This window comes from Rhizobium sp. B230/85 (assembly GCF_019355735.1).
Classification (GTDB): domain Bacteria; phylum Pseudomonadota; class Alphaproteobacteria; order Rhizobiales; family Rhizobiaceae; genus Rhizobium; species Rhizobium rhododendri.
This window is the reverse complement of the sequence record NZ_CP072156.1, coordinates 1,972,237-1,995,799: the sequence shown is the minus strand read 5'-3', so window position 1 is coordinate 1,995,799 and position 23,563 is coordinate 1,972,237. Positions and strand designations below refer to the sequence as shown.

General features: G+C 58.7%; 19 protein-coding genes. 7 read left to right on the top strand and 12 right to left on the bottom strand.

Annotated elements, in window-relative coordinates; all coding sequences use genetic code 11:
• Positions 1-170: 170 nt before the first annotated feature.
• From tuf to rpsL, 4 genes are all read right to left on the bottom strand, one after another.
• Positions 171-1,346 (bottom strand): elongation factor Tu, encoded by a 1,176-nt coding sequence (gene tuf, locus J5289_RS09660; protein ID WP_142822264.1) that lies wholly within the window; start codon positions 1,344-1,346, stop codon positions 171-173.
• Positions 1,347-1,410: 64 nt separating this feature from the next.
• The gene (fusA, locus tag J5289_RS09655) at positions 1,411-3,510 is read right to left on the bottom strand and encodes an elongation factor G (protein ID WP_142822281.1); all 2,100 of its coding nucleotides are present in this window, start codon (positions 3,508-3,510) and stop codon (positions 1,411-1,413) included.
• 30 nt (positions 3,511-3,540) lie between these two features.
• The gene (gene rpsG, locus J5289_RS09650; protein WP_111220676.1) at positions 3,541-4,011 is read right to left on the bottom strand and encodes a 30S ribosomal protein S7; all 471 of its coding nucleotides are present in this window, start codon (positions 4,009-4,011) and stop codon (positions 3,541-3,543) included.
• 78 nt (positions 4,012-4,089) lie between these two features.
• Positions 4,090-4,461: a 30S ribosomal protein S12 gene (gene rpsL / locus J5289_RS09645; protein ID WP_003507760.1), complete on the bottom strand. Its 372-nt coding sequence runs from the start codon at positions 4,459-4,461 to the stop codon at positions 4,090-4,092.
• A gap of 506 nt (positions 4,462-4,967) precedes the next feature.
• On the opposite strand from rpsL, the gene J5289_RS09640 reads away from it, so the two are divergent.
• The 3 genes from J5289_RS09640 (at position 4,968) to J5289_RS09630 (ending at position 6,546) form a co-directional block, all read left to right on the top strand.
• Entirely contained in the window at positions 4,968-5,261 is a 294-nt protein-coding gene (locus J5289_RS09640; protein WP_111220675.1) for a transcriptional regulator, read from the top strand.
• Positions 5,262-5,266: 5 nt separating this feature from the next.
• Positions 5,267-5,707, top strand: a complete 441-nt coding sequence (locus tag J5289_RS09635; RefSeq protein WP_209183066.1) for an NUDIX domain-containing protein — start codon at positions 5,267-5,269, stop codon at positions 5,705-5,707.
• Between the two features lie 128 nt (positions 5,708-5,835).
• Positions 5,836-6,546 carry a phosphatase PAP2 family protein gene (locus tag J5289_RS09630; RefSeq protein ID WP_209183065.1) on the top strand — a complete coding sequence of 237 codons (711 nt, stop codon included), beginning with the start codon at positions 5,836-5,838 and terminating at the stop codon, positions 6,544-6,546.
• A gap of 276 nt (positions 6,547-6,822) precedes the next feature.
• On the opposite strand, the gene rpoC is transcribed toward J5289_RS09630, so the two are convergent.
• The 8 genes from rpoC to secE all read right to left on the bottom strand — a co-directional run bounded on the left by rpoC (position 6,823) and on the right by secE (position 18,969).
• Complete coding sequence (rpoC, locus tag J5289_RS09625) at positions 6,823-11,031, bottom strand: DNA-directed RNA polymerase subunit beta' (RefSeq protein WP_142822277.1); 4,209 nt, start codon at positions 11,029-11,031, stop codon at positions 6,823-6,825.
• Between the two features lie 189 nt (positions 11,032-11,220).
• Entirely contained in the window at positions 11,221-15,360 is a 4,140-nt protein-coding gene (rpoB, locus tag J5289_RS09620; protein ID WP_142822276.1) for a DNA-directed RNA polymerase subunit beta, read from the bottom strand.
• A 260-nt stretch (positions 15,361-15,620) separates the two neighbouring features.
• Positions 15,621-15,998, bottom strand: a complete 378-nt coding sequence (gene rplL / locus J5289_RS09615) for a 50S ribosomal protein L7/L12 (protein ID WP_142822275.1) — start codon at positions 15,996-15,998, stop codon at positions 15,621-15,623.
• A 58-nt stretch (positions 15,999-16,056) separates the two neighbouring features.
• The gene (rplJ, locus tag J5289_RS09610) at positions 16,057-16,578 is read right to left on the bottom strand and encodes a 50S ribosomal protein L10 (RefSeq protein ID WP_142822274.1); all 522 of its coding nucleotides are present in this window, start codon (positions 16,576-16,578) and stop codon (positions 16,057-16,059) included.
• Between the two features lie 335 nt (positions 16,579-16,913).
• Positions 16,914-17,609 carry a 50S ribosomal protein L1 gene (gene rplA / locus J5289_RS09605; protein ID WP_142822273.1) on the bottom strand — a complete coding sequence of 232 codons (696 nt, stop codon included), beginning with the start codon at positions 17,607-17,609 and terminating at the stop codon, positions 16,914-16,916.
• Positions 17,610-17,613: 4 nt separating this feature from the next.
• A complete protein-coding gene (gene rplK, locus J5289_RS09600) occupies positions 17,614-18,042 on the bottom strand; it encodes a 50S ribosomal protein L11 (protein WP_111220668.1) in 429 nt (142 codons plus the stop codon).
• A gap of 177 nt (positions 18,043-18,219) precedes the next feature.
• Entirely contained in the window at positions 18,220-18,750 is a 531-nt protein-coding gene (gene nusG / locus J5289_RS09595; RefSeq protein WP_142822272.1) for a transcription termination/antitermination protein NusG, read from the bottom strand.
• An 18-nt stretch (positions 18,751-18,768) separates the two neighbouring features.
• Positions 18,769-18,969 (bottom strand): preprotein translocase subunit SecE, encoded by a 201-nt coding sequence (gene secE, locus J5289_RS09590; RefSeq protein WP_111220666.1) that lies wholly within the window; start codon positions 18,967-18,969, stop codon positions 18,769-18,771.
• A 491-nt stretch (positions 18,970-19,460) separates the two neighbouring features.
• Here secE and J5289_RS09585 point away from each other — a divergent pair, with 491 nt between their 5' ends.
• The 4 genes from J5289_RS09585 (at position 19,461) to J5289_RS09570 (ending at position 23,463) form a co-directional block, all read left to right on the top strand.
• On the top strand, positions 19,461-20,801 hold the full coding sequence (locus J5289_RS09585) for an MFS transporter (protein ID WP_209183064.1): 1,341 nt from the start codon (positions 19,461-19,463) through the stop codon (positions 20,799-20,801).
• Positions 20,802-20,903: 102 nt separating this feature from the next.
• Positions 20,904-22,388 (top strand): alpha-amylase, encoded by a 1,485-nt coding sequence (gene amyA, locus J5289_RS09580; RefSeq protein ID WP_209183063.1) that lies wholly within the window; start codon positions 20,904-20,906, stop codon positions 22,386-22,388.
• A 202-nt stretch (positions 22,389-22,590) separates the two neighbouring features.
• Positions 22,591-23,094, top strand: a complete 504-nt coding sequence (locus tag J5289_RS09575; protein WP_257625336.1) for a YidB family protein — start codon at positions 22,591-22,593, stop codon at positions 23,092-23,094.
• 33 nt (positions 23,095-23,127) lie between these two features.
• On the top strand, positions 23,128-23,463 hold the full coding sequence (locus J5289_RS09570) for a hypothetical protein (RefSeq protein ID WP_209183061.1): 336 nt from the start codon (positions 23,128-23,130) through the stop codon (positions 23,461-23,463).
• The last annotated feature ends 100 nt before the right edge of the window (positions 23,464-23,563 follow it).

The window sequence follows — 23,563 nt, the reverse complement described above, 5'->3', positions numbered from 1 at the left end:
TAGCCCACCTTATTGTTCTATTTAAAAGCCGCTTCGACATGCGAAGCGCCGCGCAAATCGCGCCTGCGCGCCATTTGCTACATTTCCGTGTCATAAGCAAGCGGCCAAGGCCCCCTGCTTCATATTATTGTCACGGTATCGGCTGCCGCTTGCGCGGCAGCCGTCCGTTATTATTCGACGATCGAGGCTACGATGCCGGCGCCGACGGTACGGCCGCCTTCGCGGATAGCGAAGCGCAGCTTTTCTTCCATGGCGATCGGCACGATCAGTTCGACAGCAACAGTGACGTTGTCGCCAGGCATGACCATTTCCGTGCCTTCAGGCAGGGAAACGATGCCCGTCACGTCCGTCGTGCGGAAGTAGAACTGCGGACGATAGTTGGTGAAGAAAGGGGTATGGCGGCCACCTTCTTCCTTCGTCAGGATGTAGGCTTCAGCCATGAACTTCTTGTGTGGCTTGACCGAACCTGGCTTGCATAGAATCTGGCCACGCTCGACGCCGTCACGGGTTACGCCGCGGATCAGCGCGCCGATGTTGTCGCCAGCCTGGCCCTGATCGAGCAGCTTGCGGAACATTTCAACGCCGGTAACCGTCGTCTTGGTCGTTGCGCGGATGCCGACGATTTCGACTTCTTCACCAACCTTGACGATGCCGCGCTCGACGCGACCGGTGACAACCGTACCACGGCCGGAGATCGAGAACACGTCTTCGATCGGCAGCAGGAACGGCAGGTTGATCGGACGCTCAGGCGTCGGGATGTAGGAGTCGACAGCTTCCATCAGAGCGCGGATGGCGTCTTCGCCGATCTTCTTGTCCGAATCTTCGAGAGCGGCCAGAGCCGAGCCCTTGATGATCGGGATATCGTCGCCCGGGAAATCGTAGGACGACAGAAGTTCGCGCACTTCGAGCTCAACGAGTTCGAGCAGCTCTTCGTCGTCGACCTGGTCGACCTTGTTCAGGAACACGACGATGGCGGGAACGCCAACCTGACGGGCAAGCAGGATGTGCTCGCGGGTCTGGGGCATCGGGCCGTCGGCTGCAGAGCAGACCAGGATCGCGCCGTCCATCTGGGCAGCACCGGTGATCATGTTCTTGACGTAGTCGGCGTGGCCGGGGCAGTCGACGTGGGCATAGTGACGGGCAGGCGTTTCGTATTCGACGTGAGCCGTCGAGATCGTGATGCCGCGGGCCTTTTCTTCCGGTGCAGCGTCGATCTGGTCGTAACGCTTGTATTCGCCGAAATACTTGGTGATCGCTGCCGTCAGAGACGTCTTGCCGTGGTCAACGTGGCCAATCGTGCCGATGTTAACGTGCGGCTTGTTGCGCTCAAACTTACTCTTTGCCATTTCGGCTCTCCGTTATCTCTTCCCGTACCGGGATTATTCTTGTTTCGGTCAATTGGTATTCCGGTTATTTCTGACCGGAATACTTTGCCTGGATTTCAGTGGCTACGTTCGACGGAACCGGCGAATAATGGTCGAATGTCATCGTGTACTGTGCACGGCCCTGGGACATGGAGCGCAGGTTGTCGACGTACTTGAACATGTTCGCGAGCGGCACATTGGCGTTGATGACAACGGCGATACCGCGGCTTTCCTGGCCCTGGATCTGGCCACGACGCGAGTTCAAGTCGCCGATAACGTCGCCGACATAATCTTCAGGCGTAACAACTTCGACCTTCATCATCGGCTCGAGAAGCTGAGCACCGGCCTTCTTTGCAGCTTCACGGAAGCACGCGCGGGAGGCGATTTCGAAGGCGAGGACCGAGGAGTCGACATCATGGAAGGCACCGTCGATGAGGGTTGCCTTGACGCCCAGCATCGGGAAGCCAGCCAGCGGACCGGACGACATGACGCTTTCGATGCCCTTCTGAACGCCTGGGATGTATTCCTTCGGAATAGAGCCACCAACGATCTTGGATTCGAACTTGAATTCGTCGCCATCAGGGTTCGGTTCGAAGACGATCTTGACGCGCGCGAACTGACCGGTACCACCGGACTGCTTTTTGTGCGTGTAGTCTTCTTCGTGCTTCTTCGTGATGGTTTCGCGGTAGGCAACCTGCGGCGCGCCGACGGTGGCTTCTACCTTGAATTCGCGGCGCATGCGGTCGACGAGGATGTCGAGGTGCAATTCGCCCATGCCGGCAATGATCGTCTGGCCCGATTCCTCATCCGTCTTGACGCGGAAAGAAGGATCTTCAGCAGCCAGGCGGTTGAGCGCGAGGCCCATCTTTTCCTGGTCGCCCTTGGTCTTCGGCTCGATGGCGATCTGGATGACCGGCTCGGGGAATTCCATGCGCTCGAGGATAACCTGGTGCAGCGGATCGCAGAGCGTGTCGCCGGTCGTGGTTTCCTTGAGGCCGGCGAGAGCAACGATGTCGCCAGCGAAAGCTTCTTCGATGTCTTCACGGGAATTCGAGTGCATCTGCAGCATGCGGCCGATGCGCTCGCGCTTTTCCTTGACCGTGTTCATGACCGCGGTGCCCTTAGTGAGCTTGCCGGAGTAGATACGGGCGAAGGTGAGCGAACCGACGAAGGGGTCGTTCATGATCTTGAAGGCGAGCATCGAAAGCGGCTCTTCATCCGAAGGATGACGGGCGATTTCGGCTTCGGTCTTCACGTCGATGCCGGCGATCGACGGAATGTCGAGCGGCGAAGGCAGGTAGTCGACAACGGCGTCGAGCAAAGGCTGAACGCCCTTGTTCTTGAAGGCCGTGCCGCAGAACATCGGATGGAACTTGACGTCGATGGTGCCGCGACGAACGAGTTCGCGGATCTTCTCGTTGTCAGGCATGATGCCTTCGAGATAGGCTTCCGTAGCAGCTTCATCGATATCGACGACCTGTTCGATCATCTTTTCGCGATATTCCTGCGCCTTGGCCTTCATGTCTTCCGGAATCTCGGTGACATCCCACTGGGCGCCGAGCGACTCGTCGCGCCAGATCAGGGCGTTCATCTCGACCAGGTCGATAACACCGATGAAATCGCTTTCGGCGCCGATTGGCAGCTGCATGACGACGGCGATCGCGCCCAGGCGGGTCTTGATCATCTCGACCGAGCGATAGAAATCAGCGCCGGTCTTGTCCATCTTGTTGCAGAAGATCATCCGCGGAACATTGTACTTCTCAGCCTGACGCCAGACGGTCTCCGTCTGCGGCTCTACACCGGCGTTGGCATCGAGAAGAGCAATCGCACCGTCGAGTACGCGCAGCGAACGCTCGACTTCAATCGTGAAGTCGACGTGGCCGGGGGTGTCGATGATGTTGAAGCGGCGGGTCTTGCCGTCGCGACCCTTCCAGTAGGTCGTGGTAGCAGCAGAGGTGATCGTGATGCCACGCTCCTGCTCCTGCTCCATCCAGTCCATCGTGGCTGCGCCGTCGTGAACTTCGCCGATCTTGTGCGACTTACCGGTGTAATAGAGGATACGCTCGGTGGTCGTGGTCTTGCCGGCGTCGATATGCGCCATGATACCGAAATTGCGGTAGTCTTCGATTTTATATTCGCGAGCCATAATGGACTGCCTTTCGGATACCGTTCGGGGTTACCAGCGATAGTGCGAGAACGCACGGTTGGCATCAGCCATCTTGTGCGTGTCTTCGCGCTTCTTGACGGCGCTGCCACGGTTGTTGGAGGCGTCCAGCAGTTCGCCCGAGAGACGGTCGACCATGGTGGTTTCGTTACGCTTGCGGGCAGCAGTGATCAGCCACCGGATAGCAAGTGCCTGGCGGCGCTCTGGGCGCACGTCAACAGGAACCTGGTATGTCGCACCACCGACGCGGCGCGAACGGACTTCAACGTGCGGAGCGATGTTGTCGAGCGCAGAGTGGAACACGACGAGCGGGTCCTGCTTGGACTTGCCCTGTACGTTTTCGAACGCGCCGTAAACGATCGTCTCAGCGACCGACTTCTTGCCGTGCAGCATGATCGCATTCATGAACTTCGTAACGATCAGATCGCCGAACTTAGGGTCGGGGTTGATCTCGCGCTTTTCAGCCTTGTGACGTCTTGACATAGTTTTGTCTCTTCAAATGTTGCCGGCGCCTTATCACGCGGAGAACCTCGCGCAGCACCTTAAATTCTGAACCCGAAATTACTTCGGACGCTTTGCGCCATACTTGGAACGGCGCTGCTTGCGGTTCTTGACACCCTGGGTATCGAGAACGCCGCGGATGATGTGGTAACGAACGCCCGGCAAATCCTTTACGCGGCCGCCACGGATCATGACGACAGAGTGTTCCTGAAGGTTATGGCCTTCACCAGGAATGTAGCCGATGACTTCGAAGCCATTGGTCAGGCGGATCTTGGCAACCTTACGCAGAGCCGAGTTAGGCTTCTTCGGGGTCGTCGTGTAAACGCGTGTGCAAACGCCACGCTTCTGCGGGTTTTCCTGGAGTGCAGGAACCTTATTGCGCTTTACCTGTGCCTGGCGAGGCTTGCGGATCAGCTGGTTTACGGTAGGCATTCAACCATCCCTTAAAATCTTGTCTCAACACCCTTGCGGGCATAACATTCGCCGTTTCCGGCAGCACCACACGTATCGGTAATGCACAAAGCGTGGCCCGACCCGCTTTCACGGATGGACCACATCAAAGCAGAGGACGCCATTTTATGGCGTCATGCGTGCGGAAAACCTGTATTCAACGTGCGTTTAGAACCTTGTTTGAGGTGATCTCCAGAGCGTGTCGCTCCGAACAGCCATGCCTCACATCTGTTCTGATGGGGCGGGTACTACTGGCTTCAAGGCCTTTCGTCAAGGCCGGACACAAAATTATCTTGGCGCTCCGCTCACCAAACCCCTGGAAAGCAGCACTTTAGAGGCCAATTATAGGGGAAATGCGGTTCCCGTGACAAGATAGACTTTGGCATGGCATCGAAAGCCTATAAGGAATCGACAACCAGCCGTGCACGTCAGGGCTACAGCAACCCTAGATTCGCAAGATCGAATCGACTCGCCTGAGGAACTTCCCGATGATCACCAATCCGGACAACGACAACAACTATGATGGCCCGATGGTTTTCATCATCATCGGCAAGGGCTACGAGACCGATGGCGGCGAAGGTGTCGAACTGCATGTCATGCTGCGGGCCGCAGACGACGACACCGCCGTGCGCGAGGCGCTCAACGCCCTTTCCGAAGAAGGCTTCATCGAAGCCGATCTCGATCAGATCGGCATGCTCACGGAGGTCCCCACCGAGGAGCCCCACGCATCGGCCTACAACGGCGCGCTTGAAGGCGAAGTGGCGATTATCCGGTTCAGGTGAATGCAATGGAGCCAAATGCCCTGAAGGTCTTGATTTACGGCACGTGGGGTAGCAAGGTTCTCGTATTTGACGAACCCGATTTCCCCGAAGTAGAACTGCAGGTCCCCGGCGGCACTATAGAATATGGTGAACAGGCTGATGTTGCCGCCTCACGCGAGTTCTATGAGGAAACCGGCCTGCGGGCTGCCGATCCGTTCAAGTTGCTAGGAATGGACGACTATAAGTTTTGGAAAAATGGGCAATGTGTCATACATCGTAGGCACTTCTTTCATGCTGAACTTGGCGGCGAACTTCCCGAAACTTGGACGCACTACGAGCAATCTCCATTCGGAGGCGGGCCTCCCATTCTCTTTCGCTTCCTATGGCTCGACATCCCGGAAGCGGTTGCAAAACTTGGATATGGCATGGAAGCCAAGCTGCCGCTTCTTACAAGCTTAACTACCTAACGCTTATTGGCGGGGATGAGCTTGCGCAATCGAGATAGCTTGCCATCACCATCCCCAACAAAGCTGTCACACAGCTAAAACACTCCCTTGATACCTGCGCAGTGTGTCACTGCATCAGGGGAGCCACCATGCAACACTTTGCCAAGATCTGCGCCATCAGCCTCGCCTTCACTATCGGTATCGCCCTGCCCTCGTTTGCCGGGGATGCCAAGGCCAAGCCGTTTACCGACGCCACTGAGGTCAACCTCCTGGTGCTGCTGCCACCGCCACCGGCTAATGACTCTGCCCAGATGAAGGCCGAGCTCGGCGAGATCCTGACCCTTCAGGTTACCCGCACACCGGAGCAGTCGGCTCGCGCCGTTGCCGACGCGGAGGAAAATGTCTGGCGCTTTGCCGATGTCGTCGACAGCCCGAAGTTCACCAAGGAAAACCTGCCGAAGTTCACGGCCTTCTTCGATCGCATCGTCGAAACCGAAGGCGCTGTCACCGATCCCGCCAAGAAGGTCTGGAACCGCCCTCGCCCGCATCTCTATAGCGATCTCGTGCACCCGGTCGTGCCGCTGTCGAAGTCCGGCTCCTACCCATCCGGCCATACGACGGTCGGAACCCTGATGGGGATCGTGCTTTCCAACATGCTGCCGGAAAAGAAAGCCGCGCTGATGGCCCGCGCCTGGGAATATGGCCATAACCGCATGGTTGGCGGTATCCACTACGCCACCGATATCGAAGCCGGCCGCATCTCCGGCACGGTCATCGCATCGACGATCATGTCCCATGACGACTACAAGACGGAATTCGAAGCGGCCAAGGCCGAGTTGCGTACCGCGCTCGGCATGTGAGATAGCCGAAGTTTATGTGATTGGGCCGCCGGCAAACCGGCAGCCCTTTCTTTTATCATCAACACCGTCCGTCATCCTCGGGCTTGTCCCGAGGATCCAATCTACCGGCGATTTCAAGTCATTGCAGATCCTCGGGACAAGCCCGAGGATGACGGCGGAGTTGGCCTGATACCCCAACGCTACCAATCTCTGCCGCGTCATCAAGCGAACACGAAAACGCAAAACACCGCCCGGATCGCTCCGGGCGGCGTTTTTGTTTCTGGACCTTGTCGCCGATTACTCGGCGGCTGGGGCCTTTTCATTGAGGTTCTGCAGCATCGGCGTGGCGACAGCCGATCCGGAGCCCTTGCGGCGCTCTTCGAGGATCAGTTCGTCGCGCGCCGTGGCGATGCGGCGGATCTGCGTCATGGTACCACCGGTACCGGCCGGGATGAGGCGGCCGACGATGACGTTTTCCTTCAGGCCCTGCAGGCCATCGGTCTTGCCGGCGATTGCAGCTTCCGTCAGCACCTTCGTCGTTTCCTGGAAGGACGCGGCGGAGATGAAGGACGGCGTCTGCAGCGACGCCTTGGTGATGCCGAGCAGAACCGGATCGCCGTAAGCAGGCTTCTTGCCTTCCTCGATCAAGCGGTCGTTGTTGTCTTCCAGCTCGATACGGTCGACGTTGTCGCCGACGATATAGTGGCTGTCGCCCGCATCGGTGATTTCCACCTTCTGTAGCATCTGACGAACAATCACTTCGATGTGCTTGTCGTTGATGACAACGCCCTGCAGACGATAGACTTCCTGGATTTCGTTGACCAGGTACGAGGCAAGTGCCTCGACGCCCTTGATCGCCAGGATGTCGTGCGGTGCCGGGTTACCGTCGAGGATGTAATCACCCTTTTCGATGTAGTCGCCGTCCTGAAGATGGAAGGGCTTGCCCTTCGGGATCAGGTATTCGACTGGCTCGACGCCGTCTTCCGCAGGCTCGATGATAACGCGACGCTTGTTCTTGTAGTCGCGGCCGAGACGGATCGTGCCATCGATTTCGGCGATGACAGCGTGGTCCTTCGGACGACGGGCTTCGAACAATTCGGCGACGCGTGGCAGACCGCCGGTGATGTCCTTGGTCTTGGCGCTTTCCAGCGGCGAGCGGGCAAGAACGTCCCCTTGAGATACTTTCTGGCCGGGCTCGACCGAAAGGATCGCATCGACGGAGAGGAAGAAGCGGGCATCGGTACCGCGGGGCAGTTTTGCAACATTGCCGCTGGCGTCCTTGATGACGATCGCCGGCTTGAGGTCCGAACCACGTGGGGTCGAACGCCAGTCGATGACCTGACGCTTGGTGATACCGGTCGCTTCGTCGGTGGCTTCCAGAACAGACAGACCGTCGACGACGTCTTCGAACTGAACCGTACCGGCCAGTTCCGTCATGATCGGACGTGTGTAGGGGTCCCACTCTGCAAGGCGCTGTCCACGACGAACCTTGTCACCGTCATCCACATAGATCTTGGAACCGTAGGCGACGCGCTGCGAGGAGCGCTCGACACCGCGTTCGTCGAGGATCTGGATCGTCATGTTGCGGCCCATGGCGACGAGAACGCCGTCCGAGTTGCGCAGCATGTTGCGGTTCTTCAGCTGCGCCGTACCTTCGTACGACGCTTCGAGGAACGACTGGTCGACCACGGTAGCCGTGCCGCCCAAGTGGAAGGTACGCATGGTCAGCTGGGTGCCAGGTTCACCGATCGACTGCGCGGCGATAACGCCAACAGCTTCACCGATGTTGACCGGCGTACCACGGGCGAGATCTCGGCCGTAGCAGACGCCGCAAACGCCCGTCTGGATTTCGCAGGTCAGGGCAGAACGAATGCGGATCGACTGGATGCCGGCCTTTTCGATCTCGATGACATCTGGCTCGAGGATCATCTTGCCGGCATCGACGATGCGCTCGCCCGTGACCGGGTGATCGATATCGTCCAGCGCCGTGCGGCCGAGGATACGGGCACCGATGGAAGCAACCACCTGACCGGCATCGACGATGGCGGTCATGGTGAGGCCCGATTCTGTACCGCAATCGACGTGCGTGACGATGCAATCCTGCGCAACGTCAACGAGACGGCGCGTCAGGTAACCGGAGTTGGCTGTCTTCAGGGCGGTGTCTGCAAGACCCTTGCGGGCGCCGTGGGTCGAGTTGAAGTACTCGTTAACGGTCAGGCCTTCCTTGAAGTTTGAGATGATCGGCGTCTCGATGATTTCGCCCGAAGGCTTGGCCATCAGGCCGCGCATGCCGCCCAGCTGGCGCATCTGGTTCGGAGAACCGCGGGCACCGGAGTGGGACATCATGTAAATCGCGTTCATCGGCTTCTGGCGACCGGTAGCCTCATCGAACTCGACGGCCTTGATCCGGGCCATCATGTCTTCAGCGACCTTTTCGGTAGCCTTGCCCCATGCGTCTACGACCTTGTTGTACTTTTCGCCCTGAGTGATCAGGCCGTCATTGTACTGCTGTTCGTATTCCTTCACCAGGCTTTCGGTGTCACCGACGATCTTGGCCTTGGTTTCCGGAATGACCATGTCGTCCTTGCCGAACGAGATGCCGGCGCGGCAGGCGTGAGCGAAGCCGAGCTGCATGATACGGTCGCAGAAAATGACCGTGTCCTTCTGGCCGCAGTGACGATAGACCGTGTCGATCATCTTGGAGATGTTCTTCTTGGTCATTTCCTGGTTGCAGGTTTCGTAAGGAACCTTGAATGCCTTCGGCAGAAGTTCGCCGATGAGCATGCGGCCAGGCGTCGTTTCATAGATCTTCGAGTAAGGCTTGCCCTCTTCGTCGATCGACTTGAAGCGGCCACGCACCTTGGAGTGCAGCGTCACAACCTTGTTTTCAAGGGCGTGATGCAGCTCGCCGAGATCCGAGAAGGCCATGCCTTCGCCCGGCTCGTTCTGGTTCATGATCGACAGATAGTAGAGGCCGAGAACCATGTCCTGCGACGGCACGATGATCGGTGCGCCGTTTGCAGGGTGCAGGATGTTGTTGGTCGACATCATCAGGACGCGTGCTTCAAGCTGGGCTTCCAGCGAGAGCGGCACGTGGACAGCCATCTGGTCGCCGTCGAAGTCGGCATTGAAGGCCGTGCAGACGAGCGGATGCAGCTGGATGGCCTTGCCTTCGACCAGCATGGGTTCGAATGCCTGGATGCCAAGGCGGTGAAGCGTCGGCGCACGGTTCAAGAGAACCGGATGCTCGCGGATGACCTCGTCGAGGATATCCCAGACTTCCGGCTTTTCCTTCTCGACCAGCTTCTTCGCCTGCTTGACGGTCGAGGAGTAACCCTTGGCGTCGAGACGGGCGTAGATGAATGGCTTGAACAGTTCGAGCGCCATCTTCTTCGGCAGGCCGCACTGGTGCAGCTTCAATTCCGGACCGGTAACGATAACCGAACGGCCGGAATAGTCGACGCGCTTGCCGAGCAGGTTCTGGCGGAAGCGGCCCTGCTTGCCCTTCAGCATGTCGGAGAGCGACTTCAACGGACGCTTGTTTGCACCCGTGATGACGCGACCGCGACGGCCGTTGTCGAACAGCGCATCGACGGATTCCTGCAGCATGCGCTTTTCGTTGCGGATGATGATGCCAGGCGCACGAAGCTCGATCAGGCGCTTCAGGCGGTTGTTGCGGTTGATGACGCGGCGATACAGATCGTTCAGGTCGGAGGTCGCAAAGCGACCGCCGTCCAGCGGTACCAGCGGACGCAGGTCCGGCGGGATCACTGGAACGATCTTCATGATCATCCATTCCGGACGATTGCCGGATTCCATGAAGTTCTCAACGATCTTGAGACGCTTCATCAGCTTCTTCTGCTTCAGGTCCGACGTGGTGTCGGCGAGATCCTGGCGCAGATCGCCGGCGATCTTTTCGAGATCCATGGAGGCCAGCAATTCGAAGATGGCTTCGGCGCCGATCATCGCAGTGAACTGGTCTTCGCCGTATTCGTCAACGGCAAGCATGTACTCTTCTTCCGAGAGCATGTGATGCTCTTTCAGAGCAGTCAGGCCTGGCTCGGTGACGATATAGTTTTCGAAGTACAGGACGCGTTCAACGTCTTTCAACGTCATGTCGAGCAACGTCGAGATGCGCGAAGGCAGCGACTTCAGGAACCAGATGTGCGCAACGGGTGCTGCCAGTTCGATATGGCCCATGCGCTCGCGCCGAACGCGCGACAGCGTCACTTCCACGCCGCACTTTTCGCAGATGATGCCCTTGTACTTCATGCGCTTGTACTTGCCGCACAAGCATTCGTAGTCCTTGATCGGTCCGAAGATCCGCGCGCAGAAAAGACCATCGCGTTCAGGCTTGAACGTACGATAGTTGATGGTTTCTGGCTTCTTGATCTCACCGTACGACCAGGAGAGGATCTTCTCCGGCGATGCGATGGAAATTCGAATTGAATCGAAGTTCTGTGCAGGCACCTGCGGATTGAAAAGATTCATGACCTCTTGGTTCATGCCTGTCTCCTTCTTGGGCGAAACGCCCCCAAATGCGATCAGTACCGGCAAATTCCCGGGAACCGGACTGACGCCTTAAAACGACAATAACCGCAGATTGCGGCGGAATCGTCCCTGCCAGGCCAAACGAAAACGTGATGGCGGAGGGACGATGCGCGCTGCCTAAGGCAGCGCGCATCTTATCGATTGTTATTCGGCCGCGTCCGGCAACTGCACTGGCTGCAGATCCTCGAGCTTGGAATTCTCCAGCTCGACGCTCAGACCCAGCGAACGCATTTCCTTGACGAGAACGTTGAAGCTTTCCGGAATACCGGCCTCGAAGGTATCGTCGCCACGGACGATCGCTTCGTAAACCTTGGTACGCCCGGCCACGTCGTCCGACTTCACCGTCAGCATTTCCTGCAGCGTGTATGCCGCACCGTATGCTTCCAGTGCCCAGACTTCCATTTCCCCGAAGCGCTGACCGCCGAACTGCGCCTTGCCACCCAGCGGCTGCTGGGTCACGAGCGAGTAAGGACCGATCGAACGGGCATGGATCTTGTCGTCGACCAAGTGGTTCAGCTTCAACATATAGATGTAGCCGACTGTCACCTGACGGTCGAACTGTTCACCTGTACGTCCGTCGTAGAGCGTCGACTGGCCGCTTTCCTTGAGACCGGCAAGACGCAGCATGTCGTTGACGTCGGCTTCATGGGCACCGTCGAATACAGGCGTTGCAATCGATACGCCGCGCTTCCACTGATCGGCCAGGCGAACGACGGACTCGTCGTCGTACTCCCTGACTTCATCGCCCTTCGGACCAGAGCCGACGACGTCGTCGATCGTCTTGCGCAGCGGCGCGATATCGCCACCTGCCTTGTAGGCTTCCAGAAGATCGCCGATCTGGCGACCCATGCCGGCGCAGGCCCAACCCAGATGTGTTTCGAGGATCTGGCCAACGTTCATGCGCGACGGAACGCCGAGCGGGTTCAGCACGATGTCGACATGCGTACCGTCTTCGAGGAAAGGCATGTCCTCAACCGGCAGGATGCGCGAAACAACGCCCTTGTTGCCGTGACGGCCAGCCATCTTGTCGCCTGGCTGGATCTTGCGCTTAACAGCGACGAAGACCTTGACCATCTTCATGACGCCCGGAGGCATTTCGTCGCCGCGCTGGACCTTTTCGACCTTGTCCATGAAGCGCTGTTCAAGGCGCGACTTGGATTCGTCGTACTGGCCACGGAGCGCTTCGACTTCGCCCTGGATCCGCTCGTCCTCGACTGCAAACATCCACCACTGCGAGCGGGGATATTCGGAGATGACGGCGTTGGAGAGCTCGACGCCCTTCTTGAAGCCCTTTGGACCGGCAACCGATACCTGACCGCGCAGGTTTTCTATCAGGCGGCCGTAGACGTTACGGTCGAGGATCGCCTGTTCGTCGTCGCGGTCCTTGGCGAGACGTTCGATTTCTTCCCGCTCGATCGCCATCGCACGTTCATCCTTTTCAACGCCGTGGCGGTTGAAAACGCGAACTTCAACGACGGTACCGTAGGTGCCCGGAGGCATCCGCATGGATGTGTCGCGAACGTCGGAGGCCTTCTCGCCGAAGATGGCGCGCAGAAGCTTTTCTTCCGGCGTCATCGGGCTCTCGCCCTTCGGTGTGATCTTGCCGACCAGAATGTCGCCCGGCGTCACTTCGGCACCGATGTAGACGATACCGGCTTCGTCGAGGTTCTTCAGCGCTTCTTCCGATACGTTAGGAATGTCGCGCGTGATTTCTTCCGGACCAAGCTTGGTGTCGCGCGCCATCACTTCGAATTCTTCGATGTGGATGGAGGTGAACACGTCGTCAGCAACGATACGCTCGGAAAGCAGGATCGAGTCTTCGTAGTTGTAGCCGTTCCATGGCATGAACGCGACGAGCACGTTCCGGCCGAGCGCCAGATCGCCGAGATCGGTCGAAGGACCGTCGGCCAGGATGTCGCCGCGGTTGACGACGTCACCAACGGTGACCAGCGGACGCTGGTTGACGCAGGTGTTCTGGTTCGAACGCTGGAACTTCATCAGGCGGTAGATATCTACGCCGGACTTCGAAGCATCGAGGCCTTCCGTAGCGCGGATAACGATACGTGTCGCATCCACCTGGTCGACCACGCCGCCACGACGGGCGCCGATGGCAGCGCCGGAGTCACGGGCAACGATCGGCTCCATGCCGGTGCCGACGAACGGAGCTTCGGCACGCAGCAGAGGCACGGCCTGACGCTGCATGTTCGAGCCCATCAGAGCGCGATTGGCGTCGTCGTTTTCCAGGAACGGGATCAGCGCGGCAGCGACCGAAACCAGCTGCTTCGGCGAGACGTCCATCAAGTTGATGTTGTCGCGCGGAGCAAGCATGACTTCGCCGGCATGACGGCAAACCACGAACTCTTCGGCAAACGAGCCATCGGGGTTCATTTCGGCGTTGGCCTGGGCAACGTAGTACTTGGCCTCTTCCATGGCGGAGAGATAAAGCACTTCGAAGGTGACCTTGCCGTCGATGATCTTACGGTAAGGGCTTTCGATGAAGCCGTACTTGTTGACGCGGGCAAAGGTGGCCAGCGAGTTGATCAGACCGATGTTCGGGCCTTCCGGAGTCTCGATCGGGCAAATACGACCGTAGTGGGTCGGATGCACGTCGCGGACTTCGAAGCCGGCGCGCTCGCGGGTCAGACCGCCCGGTCCAAGAGCCGAGAGACGGCGCTTGTGGGTGATTTCCGAGAGCGGGTTCACCTGGTCCATGAACTGCGACAGCTGCGAGGAGCCGAAGAATTCGCGGACGGCAGCAGCGGCTGGCTTGGCGTTGATCAGGTCCTGCGGCATGACGGTGTCGATCTCGATCGACGACATGCGTTCCTTGATAGCGCGCTCCATGCGAAGCAGGCCGAGGCGGTACTGATTTTCCATCAATTCGCCGACCGAACGTACACGGCGGTTACCGAGGTTGTCGATGTCGTCGATTTCGCCCTTGCCGTCGCGCAGTTCGACCAGCATCTTGACGACTGCGAGGATGTCTTCCTTGCGCAGCGTGCGGACAGTGTCCTCGACTTCGAGGTCAAGACGCATGTTCATCTTGACGCGGCCGACAGCCGACAGGTCGTAACGCTCGCTGTCGAAGAACAGCGAGTTGAACATGGCTTCGGCCGAGTCCATTGTCGGCGGCTCGCCCGGACGCATGACGCGGTAGATATCGAACAGTGCATCCTGACGGTTCTCGTTCTTGTCGACCGAGAGCGTGTTGCGGATGTAGGCGCCGATGTTGATGTGGTCGATACCGAGAACAGGGATCTCGTTGAAACCGGCCTTGAGGATGATCGGCAGCGTCTTTTCGTCGAGTTCGTCGCCGGCTTCGAGATAGATCTCGCCGGTCTCGAAGTTTACGATGTCTTCGGCGAGGAAGTTGCCGTACAGCTCTTCGTCGGTCGCCTTGAGGGCCTTGAGGCCCTTCTCGGTCAACTGCTTGAGCAGGCGCGGGGTCAGCTTCTTTCCGCCTTCGACGACGACTTCGCCGGTGTCGGCGTCGATCATGTCGGTGATCGTCTTGGCGCCTTTCAGCGTCTCGGCGATGAACGGAATGCGCCAGCCGTCGCCGGAGCGCTCATAGGTCGACTTGGTGTAGAAGGTCTCGAGGATTTCTTCGCCGTCCATGCCGAGCGCCATCAGCAGCGACGTTACCGGGATCTTGCGGCGACGGTCGATACGGGCGTAGACGATGTCCTTGGCGTCGAACTCGATGTCGAGCCAGGAACCACGGTAAGGGATGACGCGGGCAGCAAACAGCAACTTGCCGGACGAATGGCTCTTGCCCTTGTCATGGTCGAAGAACACGCCTGGCGAACGGTGCATCTGCGAGACGATGACGCGCTCGGTGCCGTTGACGACAAAGGTGCCGTTATTGGTCATCAGGGGCATGTCGCCCATGTAGACCGACTGTTCCTTGATGTCCTTGATGGACTTCGCGCCCGTATCTTCGTCAATATCGAACACGATGAGGCGCAGCGTCACCTTGAGCGGCGCTGCGTAGGTCAGGTCGCGCTGACGGCATTCGTCGACGTCGAACTTCGGCGGTTCGAATTCGTACGAGACGAATTCAAGCATCGAGGTGCCGGAAAAATCGGTGATCGGGAACACCGACTTGAAAACCGACTGAAGGCCCTCGTCGGGGCGACCGCCCTTGGGCTCATCAACAAGCAAAAACTGGTCGTAGGATGCCTTCTGGACCTCAATGAGGTTCGGCATCTCTGCAACTTCAGGAATCTTACCAAAAAATCTGCGTACGCGCCTACGACCGTTGAACGAAAGGGTCTGAGCCATCGTCGCTCCTTCAAAATCTTGCATCCGGGCCTGCAACTGACGGGAACCGCTGGCCAGGCGATCCCGTCTATCAATGAGTGGTTCAATCTCGTCTCACATTCGAATGCGCAGGCGCGGATGCCGTGTCGTATTCGCCTGGAGACTATCCTCTTGAAGAACTCATTACCGAAAAGCCGAAGATGCGGCCCTTAGGTAAGGCGTTCAGAAAAAACGGCAAATGGGAGGCGGCACGAAGCCACCCCCCAAACGCAGTTTGAAGATTACTTAACGTCGACCTTAGCGCCGGCGTCTTCGAGCTTCTTCTTGATGTCAGCGGCTTCAGCCTTGTTGACGCCTTCCTTGACAGCCTTAGGAGCGGCTTCAACGAGGTCCTTAGCTTCCTTCAGGCCGAGACCTGTGATTGCGCGGACTTCCTTGATGACGTTGATCTTGTTCGCGCCCACGTCCGTGAGGACGACGTCGAACTCAGTCTTTTCTTCTTCGACGACAGCAGCAGCGCCACCGCCAGCAGCGGCTGCAGCAGCAACCGGAGCAGCAGCGGAAACGCCCCACTTTTCTTCGAGGAGCTTCGACAGTTCAGCGGCTTCGAGAACGGTCAGAGCAGAAAGGTCGTCTACGATCTTTGCGAGATCAGCCATGGTATAGTTCCTTTTTTATTCGGTTCGATCTGGTTTAATGTAACAGCGAAAAACCGCCTCAAGCGGCTTCTTCGTCCTTCTTGGCATAGGCGGCAAACACGCGAGCAAGCTGAGCTGCCGGTGCTGCAACGACGCCTGCGATACGGGTAGCTGGGGTCTGGATCATGGCCAGCAGCTTCGAACGCAGTTCATCAAGCGAAGGCAGGGTCGCAAGCGACCGGACAGCGTCCGCGTTGAGTGTGGTCGATCCCATGGAACCACCGAGAACAATGATCTTGTCATTGGTCTTGGCAAAATCCACGAGTACCTTAGGAGCCGTAATCGGGTCTGCGCTGTAAGCGATCAGCGTTTGACCCTTGAAGAGATCAGACATCCCTTCCGACTCAGTGCCCTGAAGAGCAATCTTGGCCAGGCGGTTCTTCGCGACTTTGACGGTGCCGCCAGCAGCGCGCATCTTCGAACGGAAGTCGTTCATCTGTGCGACTGTGACACCAGCATAGTGGGCCACGACGACTGAGCCGGCGGCCTGGAAGACCCCGTTCAGTTCCGTGACGAATTCGCGCTTTTCCGCTTTTTCCACTGCTTTTCTCCAGTTGACAGGTCCGTGTAGGACGGCCCTGCCGGGTTGCCTTTTGCCTCAAGGGATCGATGAGATCCCAAGCGACGCTTGAGGATCCTGTCCCCTCGCGCCTGGACCCCGGGGGATCGCAGAACACAAGGCATCCAAGGCTCGAACCGAGTTCATCGAAGTCAAAAACTTCATCCAAATTCGGGTCTTACCCGTCTCATGCAGGCATCAGTGATTAAGGGATAACCACCTGCAATCTCGGACAGGAATTCCGGATTTCTCCGGAAATCCCAACCTCCGGAGAGGTCGGGAATTGTTGATGGCCGGACTTGCGCCCGGCCGAATTATCAGACCGGTGCGGTGACCGAAGCAACTTCGATACGGACGCCTGGGCCCATGGTCGAAGAGATGGCGACGCGCTTGACATAAATGCCCTTGGCGCCAGCCGGCTTTGCCTTGATGACGGCGTCGGCGAATGCGCGGATGTTTTCTTCCAGCGCCTTCGGCTCGAACGAGGCCTTGCCGATGCCGGCGTGGACGATGCCAGCCTTCTCGACGCGGAACTCGACTGCGCCACCCTTGGATGCCTTGACAGCGCCAGCGACGTCCATGGTCACGGTGCCGACCTTCGGGTTAGGCATCATGCCGCGTGGGCCGAGGACCTTGCCGAGACGACCGACCAGCGGCATCATGTCAGGCGTTGCGATGCAACGGTCGAAGTCGATCTTGCCGCCCTGGACGATTTCGACCAGGTCTTCGGCGCCAACGACATCGGCGCCAGCAGCGCGGGCTTCGTCAGCCTTTGCGCCACGAGCGAAGACGGCGACGCGAACGTCACGGCCGGTGCCGTTCGGCAGGTTGACGACGCCACGGACCATCTGGTCGGCGTGACGCGGGTCGACGCCGAGGTTCATGGAGACTTCGACGGTTTCGTCGAACTTGGCGATAGCCCGTTCCTTGACCATGCCGATGGCGAGGTCGAGAGCGTAGAGCTGGGTCGGATCGACGCCGACGCGGATTTTCTTGATGCGCTTCGCAACCATCGGTTTAACCTACCACTTCCAGGCCCATAGCGCGGGCGGAGCCCTCGATCATGGCCATTGCACCTTCGATATCCGCGGCGTTCAAGTCCTTCATCTTCGCCGTAGCGATGCTGCGAACCTGGTCACGGGAGATTTCGCCTGCCTTGGTCTTGCCTGGCAGCTTCGATCCCGAAGTGATCTTTGCTTCCTTCTTCAGGAAGTAGCTGACTGGCGGCTGCTTCATGATGAAGGTGAAGGACTTGTCCTGGTAATAGGTGATGACGACCGGGATCGGCATGCCCTTTTCCATTTCCTGCGTGGCGGCATTGAACGCCTTGCAGAATTCCATGATGTTTACGCCACGCTGACCAAGCGCCGGGCCGATTGGCGGGGACGGGTTAGCCGATCCTGCCTTGACCTGAAGCTTGAGCTGGCCTGCAACTTTCTTAGCCATATCTCTCTGCCTTTCACTGTTGGCCGGTTGCCCGGCCGTTGATGCCGGATCGCTCCGGCGGCTGCGGTTGCGTGGTACGGACGTCAGGTTCGGCTAGAGCCCTGCCCTTCCACGCGCTTGCGGCAAACGCCGCACACCATCCGTCACGCAAATGACGGATGGTGAATTCAAGAAAACTCAGACCTTCTCGACCTGTGCGTATTCGAGTTCGACCGGCGTGGCGCGGCCGAAGATGGAGACTTCCACCTTGAGGCGCGAACGCTCTTCGTCGACATCCTGTACCGTGCCGTTGAAAGAGGCGAACGGACCGTCGGAGACGCGAACCTGCTCGCCGATCTCGAACGAGATGGAGGCCTTTGGACGCTCGACACCTTCCTGGACCTGACCGAGAATGCGATCAGCCTCGCTGTCGGGGATCGGAACCGGCTTGTTGTCGGAACCGAGGAAGCCAGTGACCTTCGGCGTATTCTTGATCAGGTGATAGGCTTCGTCGGTCAGGTTAGCTCGAACCATGACGTAGCCCGGAAAGAACTTGCGCTCTGCATCGACCTTGCGGCCGCGGCGCACTTCAACCACCTTTTCGGTCGGCACGAGGATCTTCTCGAACAAGTGCGACAGACCCTTCTGACGCGCCTTGTTCTCGATGTCCTCGGCAACCTTCTTTTCAAAATTAGAATAAGCGTGGACGATGTACCAACGTGCCGCCATCTTCATCTCCACTCGATATTAATTGCCGGCCTGCAGCACGTAACCAAGAATCCAGCCAATAAGCTGGTCGGCAGCAAAGAAAAACATTGCCGCGAATACCACCATGACAAGCACCATGACGGTGGAGATCACCGTTTCACGACGCGAAGGCCACGTAACTTTCGCCGTCTCCGAGCGGACCTGCCGGAGAAACACGAGCGGATTCGATTTGGATGCCATTGACTGCCCACGCAATTACGGCGCGTAAAGCTGAACGAGTCAGCCCCACGCACCGCGTGTCTGTTGAACCCTTACATAACGACCGATTCCCTTTTTAACAAGAGATGAATCAGTCGCTCACGAATTTTGCCGCAGATGCAGCAAACCGACCCGAGAAGCAGCGAAACCTTCGCGCTGGTCAGATCGGCATCTATAAGGCCTAAACAACAGGATCTCCCCGGCGCGGCTAAAATTGCCCCCGAGAATTCTCTGCCGGCTTCGGCTGCGGTGCTTTAGCACGCCACCTTGCGGACATTCAAGTGCTTTCCCTCTGAAATAGAGCTTGGGTTGCAGATCGCCCACGTAAGCCCTCTACTCGACGATGCCTTCCATTCGTAGAACCGAATGATGCGCTGGCGTGAAAAGCAGAGATATTGTTCAATATGGTGCGCAACCAATTTTGCCCGCCTGCGTTGCGGCTTGATATCGGACTGCAAGAGCGAGGGACGACGATGAGCCAAGATCATGCCAACCCCAAGTCATCGACATTGGAGGAAGACGCCCGCGACCTCCATCGCGGCGAGACGAGCGCTCCGGCAAATGTCTCCATCGGCGTCATCATCGGGCGAACGTCGGAGTTCTTCGACTTCTTTGTCTACGGCATCGCCTCGGTTCTGGTATTTCCCCGCCTGATGTTCCCCTTCATCGACGGCGAGACGAACAGGATCCTCTGCTCGTTCGCCGTCTTTTCGCTCGCCTTCATCGCCCGCCCGTTCGGATCGCTCATCTTCATGTGGGTGGACAGGAACTATGGTCGCGGCACCAAGCTCACCATTGCTCTATTCCTGCTTGGCGGATCGACGGCAGCTGTTGCCTTCCTGCCAAGCTACGATGAGATCGGCATGCCGGTCATCGTCATGCTTGCGGCGTTCCGCATTATCCAGGGGATCGCACTCGGCGGAGCATGGGACGGCCTGGCTTCGCTCTCCGCATTGAACGCACCGGCAGACCAGCGGGGATGGTACGCTATGATCCCGCAACTCGGCGCGCCCATCGGCTTTGCTCTTGCCGCCGTCCTCTTCGCCTATTTCGTCGGTAACCTGTCTGACGATGACTTCCTGTCATGGGGATGGCGCTATCCGCTGTTTGTCGCCTTCGCCATCAACGTCGTCGCCTTGTTTGCGCGTCTTCGCATAGTTGCGACGCCGGCCTTCGAGCAGGCGCTGCTGGAACGCGAATTGCAGCCGCGTCTGGTTCTGGAGACGATCCGCACGCAAGGACGCGAGATCCTGATCGGATCTTTCGTGCCACTCGCGGCTTTTGCGACCATCTACCTCGTCACCATCTTTCCGCTGAGCTGGAGCGTGGCCACCGACAGGCGCGGTGCTGCCGATATGCTGCTCTGGCAGGTCGGCGCATCGGTGTTTGCCGTCGTCGGCATCATTCTCTCCGGCTTGCTGGCCGACCGGATCGGCCGGCCGCGCGAGCTGCTGCTGGGAGCGCTGCTAATCGCGATATTTGCCTTTGCAGCACCCTTCCTGCTGACACTCGGGCAGGCCGGCCAGAATGTCTTCCTGCTCATCGGTTTCTTCGTGCTTGGCATTTCCTTCGGCCAATCGTCTGGCGCCGTTGCGACCCGATTTGCACCGCAGTTTCGCTACACGGCCTCGGCATTCACCTCCGATATAGCCTGGCTCCTGGGCGCTGCATTTGCGCCCCTGATCGTGCTCGCGCTGGCGACCCATGTCGGCATATGGGCAATCGGCGCCTACCTGCTGTCGGGTGCCGTCTGCACCGCGTTGGCGCTGTCACTGACCGGTGATCGCAAGAATGTCGAGACGGTTCCTCGCTGAGGGCGCATCCCGCACGGGGCATGCGTGTTGTATCGGCAGGACGCGGAACAGATCTGAAGACCGACCGTTATGGGCACGTCGATTCATGAGGAATAAATAGACATGGCCGGTCGCACCTTGATGCAGTTCTTTCACTGGTATTATCCGGATGGAGGCCGGCTCTGGAACGAGGTGGCTGAAAAGGCCGAAAGTCTTGCCAATATCGGCATTACCGACGTCTGGTTGCCGCCAGCCTACAAGGGCTCCGCCGGCGGATATTCCGTCGGGTACGATACCTACGATCTGTTCGATCTCGGAGAGTTCGAGCAAAAAGGCACCGTCGCCACAAAATACGGTGACCGGGCAGCCCTCGAACATGCAGCTGCCAGCCTGAAAGCCAAAGGTGTCGGCGTCATTCTCGACGTCGTCCTGAACCACAAGATGGGCGCCGACGAAAAGGAAAGCGTCAAGGTACGCCGCGTCAATGCGGAAGACAGGACGCAGATCGACGACGAGGCATTCCAGGCTCTGGCCTACACGCGGTTCACCTTCCCCGGCCGCAATGGAGAGCACTCCAAGTTCATCTGGGATATGAAGTGCTTCAGCGGCGTCGATGTCATCGAGGAGCCCGACGAAAAAGGCATCTTCCGGCTCGTCAACGACTATGGCGACGGCGAATGGAACGATCAGGTCGACGAAGAAAATGGCAACTTCGACTACCTGATGGGTGCCAATGTCGAATTTCGCAACAACGCCGTCTACGAGGAGCTGAAATACTGGGGCCGCTGGGTCTCCGAGCAGCTACCGCTCGACGGGTTCCGCCTGGATGCGGCGAAGCACATTCCGGCCTGGTTCTTCCGGGACTGGGTCGGGCACATGAGGGAGACGGCCGGCCGCGACCTCTTCGTCGTCGCCGAATACTGGCACCCGGACATGGAAGTCCTGAAGAGCTATCTCGAGCTAGTCGATCACCAACTGCAGGTGTTCGACGTGGCACTCCACCACCGCTTCCACGAAGCGTCGAAGCAGGGCGGCGATTTCGACATGCGAACGATCTTCGATGGATCGCTGGTGTCGGCCCTTCCCCAGCACGCCGTCACTCTTGTCGACAACCACGATACACAGCCGCTGCAATCACTCGAGGCGGCCGTCGAGCCGTGGTTCAAGCCGCTCGCCTACGCGCTCATCCTGCTTCGTGAGCAGGGAACACCATGCGTCTTCTATCCGGATCTCTACGGCGCGAGCTACACGGATGACAAGGACGGCGATGAGCGGTCTGTCGACATGCCGGCGATCGAATGCCTGCCGCGACTGGTGGAAGCCAGGAAGCGCTTTGCCAACGGTGGCCAGACCGACCTGTTCGACGATCCCAACTGCATCGGCTTTGTGCGCCACGGTACCGCCGATGCGCCGGGCTGCGTGGTGGTCCTCTCGAATGGCGAGGCCGGCGAAAAGACTGTGGAGCTCGGCACCGGTCATGCCGGCGGCGTGTTCGTGGATTTCCTTGGCCACCGAGACGACAGGATAGAAGTCGGCGAGGACGGAAAGGGCCAGTTTCCGACGCACGGCGGAAACGTCAGTGTCTGGGTCCGGGAGGACAGGCTTTAGAGCAGCGACGGCAGGACGCGAACTGCGTGTAAAGGCGTGCGCAATGAAATGTTCTGACCGCTCCTCTCAGGGATACAACCGAGATGCCCGTTGCCGCACTAGAGATTGCGGCGACGGCGCAGCTGGCAGGCGGAACAATCCGACGTCGCCGGCATTCTTCACTACGATCAATATTGGGAGATGAATGATGAACCTTGGCCCCATGAAAGCACTCCTCGGTGTCCTCGCTGTCGCAGGATATCAGCATCGTGACCAGATTGCGGAGGTGCTGCGCAACCTCACCAAGAGCGGACAGGCTCCCTCGCCCCAGCAGCCCGGCACGCAACAAAGCGAGGATCAGGCCGGCGGGCTCGGTGGCTTGCTCGGCAGTCTGACGCAAGGCGGCCTTGGAGGCTTGCTCGGCGGTGGATCTGCGGGCGGCATCCTCAGCGGTGGGCTTGGCGGATTGCTGGAGCAATTCCAGCAGAACGGTCACGGCGATGCTGCAAACTCATGGGTATCGCCCGGCGATAACGCGCCGATCGATAACCAGCAGCTGTCGCAGGCGCTCGGACCGGATGTCATCAAGGAACTGACTGAAAAGACGGGATTGAGCGAGCAGGAACTGCTGAGCCGCCTGTCACAGGATCTCCCCAAGGCTGTCAATGACCTGACGCCAGACGGCAAGGTACCAGACGAAAAGAGCTTTGCTCAGCTCCTGCAATAAGTGCGGGAGTTTTTACAATCCAGGAGGAATATCATGCCGAACGATCCTATCTCGCCAGCCGTCGCGTCCCTGCTCAAGGAGCAGAATGTCCAGCGCGTGCTCGGCAAGGATTCTCTCGAACAGGGACTTGAAGACACGTTTCCGGCGTCCGACCCGGTCTCGCAGTCCATCAGCGGGATCCCTCAGGGACGGGCGGATTCGCGCGAGGCCGAAAGGGTCCGCGACTGGAAGGACGAACCAAGCAGCGTTGCAACCGGTTTCAGCTTCAACCGTATCCTTGACGATGTGAAGACCACAGTCACTGACAATCCATTGACGGCGGTCTCGATCGTCGCGGCATTGGCGTTTATCTGGGGCGCCACCCGCTAGTCGGAGCCGCCGACCGACTACAATCAGTCAGCCTTATCGGCGCCGGTATCTGTCAATTCAGATATCGGCGTTTGCTTGTGATCACACCGATTTTCAGAGC

Coding starts and splice junctions, on each gene's coding strand:
- tuf (WP_142822264.1), bottom strand. CDS start 1,346: ATGGCAAAGAGTAAGTTTGAGCGCAACAAGCCGCACGTTAACATCGGC.
- fusA (WP_142822281.1), bottom strand. CDS start 3,510: ATGGCTCGCGAATATAAAATCGAAGACTACCGCAATTTCGGTATCATG.
- rpsG (WP_111220676.1), bottom strand. CDS start 4,011: ATGTCAAGACGTCACAAGGCTGAAAAGCGCGAGATCAACCCCGACCCT.
- rpsL (WP_003507760.1), bottom strand. CDS start 4,461: ATGCCTACCGTAAACCAGCTGATCCGCAAGCCTCGCCAGGCACAGGTA.
- J5289_RS09640 (WP_111220675.1), top strand. CDS start 4,968: ATGATCACCAATCCGGACAACGACAACAACTATGATGGCCCGATGGTT.
- J5289_RS09635 (WP_209183066.1), top strand. CDS start 5,267: ATGGAGCCAAATGCCCTGAAGGTCTTGATTTACGGCACGTGGGGTAGC.
- J5289_RS09630 (WP_209183065.1), top strand. CDS start 5,836: ATGCAACACTTTGCCAAGATCTGCGCCATCAGCCTCGCCTTCACTATC.
- rpoC (WP_142822277.1), bottom strand. CDS start 11,031: ATGAACCAAGAGGTCATGAATCTTTTCAATCCGCAGGTGCCTGCACAG.
- rpoB (WP_142822276.1), bottom strand. CDS start 15,360: ATGGCTCAGACCCTTTCGTTCAACGGTCGTAGGCGCGTACGCAGATTT.
- rplL (WP_142822275.1), bottom strand. CDS start 15,998: ATGGCTGATCTCGCAAAGATCGTAGACGACCTTTCTGCTCTGACCGTT.
- rplA (WP_142822273.1), bottom strand. CDS start 17,609: ATGGTTGCGAAGCGCATCAAGAAAATCCGCGTCGGCGTCGATCCGACC.
- rplK (WP_111220668.1), bottom strand. CDS start 18,042: ATGGCTAAGAAAGTTGCAGGCCAGCTCAAGCTTCAGGTCAAGGCAGGA.
- nusG (WP_142822272.1), bottom strand. CDS start 18,750: ATGGCGGCACGTTGGTACATCGTCCACGCTTATTCTAATTTTGAAAAG.
- secE (WP_111220666.1), bottom strand. CDS start 18,969: ATGGCATCCAAATCGAATCCGCTCGTGTTTCTCCGGCAGGTCCGCTCG.
- J5289_RS09585 (WP_209183064.1), top strand. CDS start 19,461: ATGAGCCAAGATCATGCCAACCCCAAGTCATCGACATTGGAGGAAGAC.
- amyA (WP_209183063.1), top strand. CDS start 20,904: ATGGCCGGTCGCACCTTGATGCAGTTCTTTCACTGGTATTATCCGGAT.
- J5289_RS09575 (WP_257625336.1), top strand. CDS start 22,591: ATGAAAGCACTCCTCGGTGTCCTCGCTGTCGCAGGATATCAGCATCGT.
- J5289_RS09570 (WP_209183061.1), top strand. CDS start 23,128: ATGCCGAACGATCCTATCTCGCCAGCCGTCGCGTCCCTGCTCAAGGAG.